This window comes from Streptomyces sp. TRM64462, from assembly GCF_013362995.1.
In the GTDB taxonomy this organism is placed as follows: Bacteria; Actinomycetota; Actinomycetes; order Streptomycetales; family Streptomycetaceae; genus Streptomyces.
Genome location: NZ_JABWDV010000294.1, coordinates 1 through 10590 on the forward strand (window position 1 = coordinate 1; position 10590 = coordinate 10590).

Genomic DNA, 10590 nt, shown 5'->3' on the forward strand with positions numbered 1-10590 from the left:
TCGCCCAGCGGCTGCGGGGCGCGCAGCGCCGCGTACAGCACCGCCCGTACCCGGCGGCGTACCACCACCGGTACCGCCAGCACCGACCGCAGCCCCTCCGCCGCGACCGGCCCGTCGTACTCGTGGCTGATGTGCCGCGCCGCCTGGTAGTCCGTCACCGCACACGGCCGGGTCAGCACGATCGACCGGCCGCCCAGCCCGCTGCCCGGGCTGACCGACAGGCCGCGCAGCGCCTCCGAGCGCGTCCCCGCCAGCTCCCCGATCCGCAGCCGCGCCCCCGCCCGGCCACCGCCCGCCCGGCCACCGACCACGGGGCCGCCGCCCACCAGACCGCCGAACGCCACCGGAAGCCCCGTCGCCCCGCGCAGCCGCAGCAGCGCCGCCCGCAGTTCCGCCGCCTCGACCCGCTGCTCGCCCATACCTGCTCCTGCTTCAGAAATGCGGCACCCCCGTACGGGGGTAGTGAGACCTGGGTCACTGATTACACGATGGCGCGGACACGTCCCGCAACGAGGAGGACACAGATGTCGGGTAGCGGTGCGACCGAGCAGTTCCGGGCCGCCCGGGACTTCCTGCTGCGGCACCGGGAGGACTACGAGACGGCGTACGAAGGGTTCACCTGGCCCCGCCCCGACCGGTTCAACTGGGCGCTCGACTGGTTCGACACCATCGCCGCCGGCAACGACAGGACCGCGCTGCACATCGTCGAGGAGGACGGCACCGACACGCGGCTCACGTTCGCCGAGATGTCCGACCGCTCCGGCCGCGTCGCCAACTGGCTCCGCGACACCCACGGGGTACGCGCCGGCGACCGGATCCTCGTCATGCTCGGCAACCAGGCCGAACTGTGGGAGACCGCCCTCGCCGCCATGAAGCTGCGCGCCGTCGTCATCCCCGCCACGCCCCTCCTCGGCCCCGCCGACCTGCGGGACCGCGTCGAACGCGGCCGCGCCCGTCACGTCGTCGTCCGCGCCGCCGACACCGCCAAGTTCGACTCTGTACCGGGCGACTACCGGCGGATCGCGGTCGGCGGCGCGCACGCGGTCGGCGGCGCGCACGGGGCATGGAGCCCGTACGAGGACGCCTACGCCGCCGACGGAGCCTTCACGCCCGACGGGCCCACCGCCGCCACCGACCCCCTGCTCCTCTACTTCACCTCCGGCACCACGGCCCGCCCCAAGCTCGTCGAGCACACCCACACCTCGTACCCGATCGGCCACCTGGCCACCATGTACTGGATCGGGCTCAAGCCGGGCGACGTCCACCTCAACATCTCCTCGCCCGGCTGGGCCAAACACGCCTGGTCGAACCTCTTCGCCCCCTGGAACGCCGAGGCCACCGTCTTCATCCACAACTACACGCGTTTCGACGCCGCCCGCCTCATGGCCGAGATGCACCGGCACGGCGTCACCAGCTTCTGCGCGCCGCCCACCGTGTGGCGCATGCTGATCCAGGCCGACCTGACCGCGCTGCGCACCCCGCCGCGCGAGGTCGTCGCCGCGGGCGAGCCCCTCAACCCCGAGGTCATCGCGGCCGTACGGCGGGCCTGGGGCGTCACCATCCGCGACGGCTTCGGGCAGACGGAGACGGCCGTTCAGGTCTCCAACAGCCCCGGCCAGGCACTCAAGCCGGGCTCCATGGGCCGGCCCAGCCCCGGGTTCCGCGTGGAGCTGCTGGACCCGGTGACCGGGAAGCCGGGCGCGGACGAGGGGGAGCTGGCCCTCGACCTGTCGGCCAGGCCCGTCGGCGTGATGACCGGCTACCACGGCGACCCGGAACGCACCGCCGAGGCCATGGCCGACGGCTACTACCGGACGGGCGACATCGGCCGCAGGGACGCCGACGGATATCTCGTCTTCGTGGGCCGGGCCGACGACGTCTTCAAGGCCAGCGACTACAAGGTGAGCCCCTTCGAGCTGGAGAGCGCGCTGCTGGAGCACGAGGCCGTGGCCGAGGCCGCCGTGGTGCCCGCGCCCGACCCCGTACGGCTCGCCGTGCCCAAGGCGTACGTCGTCCTCGCGGACGGCTGGGAGCCGGGACCGGACACCGCGAAGGCGCTGTTCGCGCACTCGCGCGCCGTCCTCGCCCCGTACCAGCGCGTCCGGCGTATCGAGTTCGCCGACCTGCCGAAGACCGTGTCCGGCAAGATCCGCCGCATCGAGCTGCGCGAGCGTACGGCGGCGGGGTCGGCCGACGAGTACCGCGAGGAGGACTTCCGGTGACCGGGCTCTCGTACGCCCACGGGACCGGCGGCACCCCGCTGCTCGGTGACACCATCGGCGCCGACCTGGCCCGTGCCGTGGCCCGGCACCCCGACCGCGAGGCCCTGGTCGACGTACCGTCCGGGCGGCGCTGGACGTACGCGGAGCTCGGCGCGGCCGTCGACGAGCTGGCGCGGGCGCTCCTCGCGTCCGGTGTCGCGCGCGGCGACCGGGTCGGCATCTGGGCCGTGAACTGCCCGGAGTGGGTGCTCACGCAGTACGCCACGGCCCGGATCGGCGCGATCATGGTGAACATCAACCCCGCCTACCGTGCCCACGAGCTCGCGTACGTACTCGACCAGGCCGGCGTCTCGCTCCTGGTCGCGTCCCTCGCCCACAAGACGAGCGACTACCGGGCACTGGTCGACGAAGTACGCGCCGACCGCCCCGCGCTGCGCGAGACCGTCTACATCGGGGACCCGAGCTGGGACGCTCTCGTCGCCCGTGCCACCGCGGTTCCACCGGGCGAACTCGCTGCCCGCGAAGCCGAGTTGTCGTGTGACGACCCCGTCAACATCCAGTACACCTCCGGTACCACCGGCTTCCCGAAGGGCGCCACGCTCTCCCACCACAACATCCTCAACAACGGCTTCTTCGTGGGGGAGACGCTCGGCTACACCGAGCAGGACAGGGTCTGCCTGCCCGTGCCCTTCTACCACTGCTTCGGCATGGTCATGGGCAATCTCGCGGCCACCTCCCACGGCGCCTGCGTCGTCATCCCGGCGCCGTCCTTCGACCCGGCCGCCACGCTCCGCGCCGTGCAGCAGGAGCGCTGCACCTCCCTCTACGGCGTGCCGACCATGTTCATCGCGGAGCTGAACCTGCCGGACTTCGCCTCGTACGACCTGTCGTCGCTGCGCACCGGGATCATGGCCGGTTCGCCGTGCCCGGTGGAGGTGATGAAGCGGGTCGTCGCCGAGATGCACATGGCCGAGGTGTCCATCTGCTACGGCATGACGGAGACCTCGCCCGTCTCCACGCAGACGCGGCGCGACGACGACCTGGAGCGCCGCACCGGCACCGTCGGCCGTGTCCTGCCGCACGTCGAGGTGAAGGTCGTCGACCCGGTCAGCGGCGTGACCCTGCCGCGCGGCGCGTCCGGCGAGCTGTGCACCCGTGGGTACGGCGTGATGCTCGGCTACTGGGGCGAGCCCGGGAAGACCGCCGAGGCGATCGACGCGGGCCGCTGGATGCACACCGGCGACCTGGCGGTGATGCGCGAGGACGGCTACGTCCGGATCGTCGGCCGGATCAAGGACATGATCATCCGGGGCGGCGAGAACGTGTACCCGCGCGAGATCGAGGAGTTCCTGTACGGACACCCCAAGATCGCGGATGTGCAGGTCGTCGGGGTGCCGGACGAGCGGTACGGCGAGGAGGTCCTGGCCTGCGTGATCCCGCGCGACCCGGTGGACCCGCCGACGTACGACGAGATCAGCGCCTTCTGCCGGGGCCGGCTCGCGCACTACAAGATCCCGCGGCGGGTGGAGGTGCTGGACGCCTTCCCGATGACGGTGAGCGGGAAGGTACGGAAGGTGGAGCTGAGGGAGCGGTACGGCGCCTCACGCACCGCCCCCTAGGCCGCGGCGCCCCTTGGTCGCGCCGCCCCTTGGTCGAACCGCCCCCTAGGTCGCACCGCCCGCCGGGTCGCGGCGCATGCAGACGCGCGGCCAGCGGTCCAGGCCGTGGGCCGCTGCGGCGCGCCGGATCGCCCGAAGCCCGGGGTGAGCCCCGCCTCCGGAAGTACGGCCGGCACGGTCACGCCCCCCGGGCGAGGAGTTCGTCGGCCGCGGAGTTCACGGGCTGCGGTGAGCCCGTGAGGTCCATGACGAACAGCGGCAGCCCGACGCCCTCGGCGCGGGCGCGGGCGCGCTCCTCGTACCCGGCGAGTGAGAAGTACACGGCGGTCGACGACGCGGCGAGCCCCTCCAGCCACAGGCACTCCACGGCGCGCAGCGACACGGGGCGGGTCGTCGGGTCGACCTGGGCGAGCAGGCCGGGGCCGCGCAGGTCGATGCCGGACGCGACGGCGGCGCGGCGCTCCTCGGGCTGGACCACCTCGCGGAAGCCGAGCCAGCGGAGGTAGAGCGCGGCGGCGGTGACCGCGTCGCGGGCGGTGCGGATGGTGACGGGGGTGAAGGCGGGGCGTACGACGGCGGGCGTGGACGGCGGCGGGAAGGGTGCTGCGCCGGTGCGGACGGTGGAGACGCCCGTCGTCGACGCGGTCGCCTCGGGGCGGGCGGCGCCAGGCGTGCCTGCGGGGCCCGGGCCACTGCCCGTACCGGTGGGGTCCGTGGGGTACGTGGAGCCGTTCGGGCTCCTGGGGTCCGTGCAGTCCGTAGGGTCCATGGGGTCCTTGTGGCTCGCGGGCACGCCCGGCGTGGCTGGATCGGCAGGGGTGCCCGCGTGGTCCCCGCCCCCGCCCGTGGCGCCGCGCGCCGTACCGCCGCGGCCCGGCGAGCGCGGCGGTACGGCGTCCGTCACCGGGCGTACCGGGATGCGCAGCACCGTGCCGCAGGGGCAGCCAAGCTCCGGCTGCGGCCACTGGTCCTGGCGCCCGCAGGCGAGGCAGCGGGCGGTGACCCACTCGTCAGTCCAGGTGCGGTGGACGACCGGCTCGGCCGGGGCGCCGCGCATCAGGGGCGGGGCGACGGGAGCGCCGCAGGCGCACGGATAGACGGGCGGTTGGTACGCGTGCGCGCGGCGGCAGGCCGGGCAGCGCACCGGCACGTTCTCTCCCACGGCGATAGGCCCCCTTCGTTCCGTGACCCATCGTCCACCAAGCGCAGCGGCTTGGGGAGGGCATTCGGCCATCCCTTGACGGGCTCGGCGGGCCACCCCTACATTGCTTCCGTATAACAGAAATAGACTTCCGCATGTCGGAAAAGTCAGAACCGGATCGATGCTCTCAGGTGGCGCGACAGAGCGGATCCGCCAGGCCGAAGCAGGAGCACCCATGCCTCGAATGACCGCCGCCCGAGCGGCAGTTGAGATCCTCAAGCGCGAAGGCGTCACCAACGCGTTCGGTGTGCCGGGCGCGGCGATCAACCCCTTCTACAAGGCCCTCGAACAGGGCGGCGGCATCGACCACACGCTGGCCCGCCACGTCGAGGGCGCCTCCCACATGGCGGAGGGCTACACCCGCGCCAAGGCGGGCAACATCGGTGTCTGTATCGGTACCTCCGGCCCCGCGGGCACCGACATGATCACCGGTCTGTACTCGGCGATCGCCGACTCGATCCCGATCCTGTGCATCACCGGCCAGGCGCCGGTCTCCAAGCTCCACAAGGAGGACTTCCAGGCCGTCGACATCGCGTCGATCGCCAAGCCGGTCACCAAGGCCGCCACCACGGTCCTGGAGCCCGCCCAGGTCCCGGGCGTCTTCCAGCAGGCCTTCCACCTGATGCGCTCCGGCCGCCCCGGCCCGGTCCTCATCGACCTGCCGATCGACGTCCAGCTCGCCGAGATCGACTTCGACCCGGAGACGTACGAGCCGCTGCCGGTCTACAAGCCCGCGGCGACCCGCGCCCAGATCGAGAAGGCGATCTCCTTCCTCCTGGAGTCCGAGCGCCCGCTGATCGTCGCCGGCGGTGGCATCATCAACGCCGACGCCTCCGACCTGCTGGTCGAGTTCGCCGAGCTCACCGGCGTCCCGGTCATCTCCACCCTGATGGGCTGGGGCACCATCCCGGACGACCACGAGCTGAGCGCCGGCATGGTCGGCGTCCAGACCTCGCACCGCTACGGGAACGCGACGTTCCTGGAGTCGGACTTCGTCCTCGGCATCGGCAACCGCTGGGCCAACCGCCACACGGGCTACAACCTGGAGGCGTACACCAAGGGCCGCACGTTCGTCCACGTCGACATCGAGCCCACCCAGCTCGGCAAGATCTTCGCCCCGGACTACGGCATCGCCTCCGACGCCCGCGCCGCGCTGGAGCTCTTCATCGAGGTGGCCAAGGAGCTCAAGGCGGCGGGCAGGCTCCCGGACTTCGGCTCCTGGGCCGCCTCCGCCCAGGAGCGCAAGGCCACCCTGCAGCGCCGCACGCACTTCGACAACGTCCCGATCAAGCCGCAGCGCGTCTACGAGGAGATGAACAAGGCGTTCGGCCCCGAGACCCGCTACGTCACCACCATCGGCCTCTCGCAGATCGCCGCCGCGCAGTTCCTGCACGTCTACCGACCGCGCCACTGGATCAACTGCGGCCAGGCCGGTCCGCTCGGCTGGACCATCCCGGCCGCCATCGGCGCGGCCACCGCGGACCGGGAGACCCCGATCGTCGCGCTGTCCGGCGACTACGACTTCCAGTTCATGATCGAGGAGCTGGCGGTCGCCGCCCAGCACAGGGTCCCCTACGTCCACGTTCTCGTGAACAACGCCTACCTCGGGCTGATCCGCCAGGCGCAGGCCGGCCTGGGCATCAACTTCCAGGTCAACCTGGAGTTCGAGAACATCAACACCCCGGAGATCGGCGTCTACGGCGTCGACCACGTCAAGGTCGCCGAGGGCCTGGGCGTCAAGGCGATCCGCGTCGAGGACCCGGAGAAGCTGGGCGAGGCCTTCGAGGAGGCCAAGAAGCTGGCCCAGGAGTTCCAGGTCCCGGTCGTCGTCGAGGCGATCCTGGAGCGCGTCACCAACATCTCGATGAGCAAGACGGTCGACATGAGCGACGTGACCGAGTTCGAGGAGCTGGCCACCGAGCCCGGCCACGCGCCGACGGCGGTCCGCCCGCTCGCCTGAGCCACTCCGCAGGGGAGCCGAACGGCCCCCGCCCCGATCACCTCGGGGCGGGGGCCGTTCCGCGTGCTAAGCCCCGGCCTGCGGGGGTAGGCGTACGGCATGACCGAGATCGTGGACGCGGACGAACTGCTCCGCCGCCTGCGGGTCGCCCGCGACTGGGCCCAGGCGGAGGAGGAGCACGCCGCCGACGAGGTCGCGGAGACGGCGTTCCGCGCGATCCGCATGGTCCTCGACAAGCTGGTCGACCCCACCCACCCCATCACTCATTGACCCCGCCCAGAGGGCTCCGGCACTCGCGGCCTTACTCCGGCCTCGGGTCCAGTCCCGAAGCCGCCGCCAAGCCGTGACTCCGGAGCAGCCCACGGTGTCCGTCGGGGCGTCGCGCCAGGCGAACCCGGTTCGCAGGACGTCCATGACGCCAGTGAGGGCGCTCGGTCGGGACTGCGCCGCCCGGGGTGGCGGTGGCGCCTGCGAGCCTCTGGTACGGAGTTGGCGGGGGCGCGAATCGGATCAGTTCAGCCGTGGTGGGATCCAGGCGTGGTGCCGAAGGATCATGCGCGCTGCGGTGCGGGATGGTATCAGCCGCAACGCCGTGTTGCGCAGGGTGACGGCCAGTGGGTGGGAGAGCTGCTGGCCCATCCGCCCGGCCTGCCGGGCGGCCCGCGCGACCGCTGGCTGCGCGGCCGACGCTCGGCGTCGTACCGGGCGAGCGCGGCTTCGACGGTGGGCTCGGTGGCGAGCGCGGCGGCCAAGGTGACCGCGTCCTCCAGCACCTGGCAGGCGCCCTGTCCGAGGTTGGGGGTCAGCGCGTGTGCCGCGTCGCCGAGCAGCGCGATCCGGCCGACCGCGTACGAGGGGAGCGGCGTGCGGATTTCGTTGATGTCGTGGTGCAGCACGGCGGCGGGTCGGGTCGCGTCGAACAGCGCGGGGATCGGGTCGTGCCAGTTGCGGAACCGTCGGCGCAGTTCGGCCAGCGGGTCGGCGAACCGCGTCCCGGCGGGCAGGTTGAGGACGGCGTGCCACTCGGCCTGCCCGTCGCGGAGGGCGATGTGCCCGAACTCGGTCCCCCAGGTCAGCTCGAAGTCGGTGCGCAGTTCGACCACCTGCTCGGTGATGGCGCGCAGCACTGTCGAGCCGCTGTAGACCGCGCCGGGGTGGGCCGGGAAGAGAAGGCTGCGCACCCTGCTGCCGATGCCGTCGGCCGCCACCACCAGATCGGCGTCCAGGACCGTGTCGCCGCAGCCGACTCGCACCGTGCCGGGGCCGATCTGCCGGACGTGGCCGGTCTCGGAGCCGATCAGCAGTGCCTCGGCGGGCAGGGCCTCGCGAAGCAGCCGGTGCAAGGTGGAGCGACGGACGCCCATGATGGGCGTGCCTACTGCCTTCTCCAGCGCCGCGCCGTCCATTCGGGCCAGCCAACCGCCCTCTGGCGTGCGGGTGCCGCCGCTGTACTGGCCTCGCGAGGCATCCCGTACCGCCTCGCCGATGCCGAGTTCGTCCAGTGCCCGCAGGCCGTTGGCGGCTAGTGAGATGCCCGCCCCCGCGTCCTCAAGCATGGACGCGCGCTCGACGACCCTCACTTCCCATCCGATGCGGCGCAGGCCGATCGCGGCGGCCAGCCCGCCGATGCCCCCTCCGACCACCACTGACGTGTTCCCCATGCCGACCCCCCAACGGTTCTACATCTGTAGAAGGATCACCCCTATCTGAGCCTCTACAGGTGTAGAAGGGAGCTATGGCTTCAGATCGGCGCACCCTCCTCGCGGACGCGGCTCTCGACGTACTCGCCGACGACGGGATCCGTGGCCTGACCCATCGGGCAGTCGACCGTAAGGCGGCCCTGCCGCCCGGTACGACGTCGGCGTACTTTCGCACACGGGCCGCGCTGCTCACCGGCCTCGTTACTCGCTTGGTCCAACTCGACCAGGAGGAACTGCAAACGATGGCCGAGTATCTCCTGCCCATCCGCACGGCCGAGGAGCTGGTGGACGGCATGGTGCTGCTCACCCGGCGGCGACTCACCGGCGAGGGCCGCCGCCGCTCGCTCGCCCGTTACGCTTGTGCCGTCGAGAGTGTGCGGGACCCCGAGCTGCGCCAGATTCTCATCCCCCGCGAGAACGCCGGCCGCGAGGCCGTCCGGCTGTTCCTCGCCAGTCAGGGCGTGACGGATGTCGAGGACCGCACACACACCCTGCTGACCTGCATCGACGGGCTGGTCTTCGACCGACTGGTGTGCGGTGGCGACGTGCCGCGCGAGCCTCTCGAAGGCATTGTCGCCGCCGCCCTGCGTTAGGACCCAGCCGCCCACCGTTCTGGCCCGAACAGCGTGCCTTCGCTCAAAAGGCACGCCTCCGCCCGATTCAAACGCTCGGCAGCCGCTATCGCGTGGCGCGTCGGCCTCACCTGAATCACCGCTCGCACTAGCCTGCGCCCTTCCGCTGCCCACGCCCTCATTCTGAAACGGTCAGTCAGTAGTTGCCGTTGGCGAGGATCTCGCCGTCCTTGTCGTAGACGGTCACGAGGCCGTTCTTCGACTGCCGCCACTCGGCGAACACGGAGGCGAGGAGCTTGCCCTTGCCGGCGTTGGGGCCGAGTAGGCCGCCGGCGTAATCGGTGTGGATCTCGGCCGTGTCGAGAAGGTCGTTCTGCTCGTCCGCGCCCTGGATACGGGTGACATGTTCGGCGGCGGTCTTCTCCTGGGGGGTGCCGTTCTTCGCGACGAACTCCTTGAACTGGTCGGCCTGCGACTGCTCCTTGACCGGTGTGGCGGGCTCAGCCGGCTTCTCGGCCGGCTTGGCGTCCTGCCCCTGGGCTGTGCTGGCGGCGGGGGCTTTGGGCCGGCTTGCGGTGTCGCTGCTGCCGCCGACGAGCGCGCCGAGGAGGATGAGGGCGACGAAGACGCTGCCGAGGGTGATGGCGACGATGGCGCCGGTGGACATGCCCTTCTTCGGGGGCTGGGGCGGCACGTAGGGCTGGCAGGGGTGCGGCGATTGGGGCGGGTAGGGCTGGTGGCCGGGGGGCGGCTGCTGGTTCACGGTGTCCCCTTGGAGATGGCATGACGGGTGTGTGTGGGGGGATTGTGAAGGTACCGCCGCCGGGCGGGGCGAGGGAGGCGATTGGGCGGATCTGCGCCCGGATCGGTGCCCCGCCCCGTATGGGTGCTGCGCCGTGCGGGGCGGGCCCAGGCAGCACCAGTCGGGCTCACATGTTCCATGGAGCTGGGCCGGTGCGGGTCGCCCACCTCGACAACGCCTGCTGATCCACCAGGATGATGCCGTGTTTGCGCGCGTACTGTCTCGCCGGGTTGGTGAAGACGCTGGTGGTCACGACGGCAGCAACGCGGGCCTTGTGCACGGAGAAGCATGTGCCGCCGAACCGTTGCAGATCCGGACTGCCTACCTTCGTCTTCGGCCCGTACCTCTTGCATTGGATGACCACTCTGCGGCCGTCGGGCGTATTCGCTATGACGTCAGCGCCTAGGCCGTTTCTTTCGGATCATCTTGCCGACCAGATGAAGATGGCGGCGATGTGGAGTCCGGCGAGGTAGATGGTGGCGGTCTTGTCGTATCGAGTGGCCAGACCGCGCCA

The 10590-nt window shown here is 71.5% G+C and carries 8 protein-coding genes and 3 pseudogenes; 5 read left to right on the forward strand and 6 right to left on the reverse strand.

From position 1 onward, the window contains the following. A partial coding sequence (locus tag HTZ82_RS13795) for a GAF domain-containing protein (RefSeq protein ID WP_375540817.1) occupies nt 1–419 on the reverse strand: 419 nt, incomplete at its 3' end. Between the two features lie 105 nt (nt 420–524). Here HTZ82_RS13795 and HTZ82_RS13800 point away from each other — a divergent pair. Both HTZ82_RS13800 and HTZ82_RS13805 read left to right on the forward strand, forming a co-directional pair. Next, nucleotides 525–2222 carry an AMP-binding protein gene (locus tag HTZ82_RS13800; RefSeq protein WP_175409652.1) on the forward strand — a complete coding sequence of 566 codons (1698 nt, stop codon included), beginning with the start codon at nt 525–527 and terminating at the stop codon, nt 2220–2222. Continuing rightward, nucleotides 2219–3841: an AMP-binding protein gene (locus HTZ82_RS13805; RefSeq protein ID WP_175409653.1), complete on the forward strand. Its 1623-nt coding sequence runs from the start codon at nt 2219–2221 to the stop codon at nt 3839–3841. The genes HTZ82_RS13800 and HTZ82_RS13805 overlap by 4 nt, the downstream gene beginning before the upstream one ends. A gap of 178 nt (nt 3842–4019) precedes the next feature. Here HTZ82_RS13805 and HTZ82_RS13810 read toward each other — a convergent pair whose 3' ends face one another. Further along, nucleotides 4020–5003 carry a hypothetical protein gene (locus HTZ82_RS13810; protein ID WP_309235461.1) on the reverse strand — a complete coding sequence of 328 codons (984 nt, stop codon included), beginning with the start codon at nt 5001–5003 and terminating at the stop codon, nt 4020–4022. Nucleotides 5004–5217: 214 nt separating this feature from the next. Here HTZ82_RS13810 and gcl point away from each other — a divergent pair, with 214 nt between their 5' ends. Together gcl and HTZ82_RS13820 are read left to right on the forward strand one after the other, a co-directional pair. Beyond that, nucleotides 5218–7002 (forward strand): glyoxylate carboligase, encoded by a 1785-nt coding sequence (gene gcl / locus HTZ82_RS13815; protein ID WP_175409654.1) that lies wholly within the window; start codon nt 5218–5220, stop codon nt 7000–7002. Nucleotides 7003–7101: 99 nt separating this feature from the next. Then, nucleotides 7102–7272, forward strand: coding sequence for a hypothetical protein (locus tag HTZ82_RS13820; RefSeq protein WP_175409655.1), 171 nt, complete (start codon nt 7102–7104; stop codon nt 7270–7272). Nucleotides 7273–7286: 14 nt separating this feature from the next. On the opposite strand, the pseudogene HTZ82_RS33060 reads toward HTZ82_RS13820, so the two are convergent. Together HTZ82_RS33060 and HTZ82_RS13830 are read right to left on the reverse strand one after the other, a co-directional pair. Beyond that, a pseudogene (locus HTZ82_RS33060) lies at nt 7287–7508 on the reverse strand (transposase); the annotation flags it as partial. 4 nt (nt 7509–7512) lie between these two features. Beyond that, nucleotides 7513–8663: pseudogene (locus HTZ82_RS13830) on the reverse strand (FAD-dependent monooxygenase). A gap of 74 nt (nt 8664–8737) precedes the next feature. Here HTZ82_RS13830 and HTZ82_RS13835 point away from each other — a divergent pair. Continuing rightward, on the forward strand, nt 8738–9295 hold the full coding sequence (locus HTZ82_RS13835; RefSeq protein ID WP_175409656.1) for a TetR/AcrR family transcriptional regulator: 558 nt from the start codon (nt 8738–8740) through the stop codon (nt 9293–9295). Nucleotides 9296–9470: 175 nt separating this feature from the next. On the opposite strand, the gene HTZ82_RS13840 is transcribed toward HTZ82_RS13835, so the two are convergent. Continuing rightward, complete coding sequence (locus HTZ82_RS13840; RefSeq protein ID WP_309235462.1) at nt 9471–10037, reverse strand: hypothetical protein; 567 nt, start codon at nt 10035–10037, stop codon at nt 9471–9473. Nucleotides 10038–10203: 166 nt separating this feature from the next. After that, nucleotides 10204–10476 (reverse strand): annotated as a pseudogene (locus HTZ82_RS13845) (restriction endonuclease); the annotation flags it as partial. Nucleotides 10477–10590 lie beyond the last annotated feature (114 nt).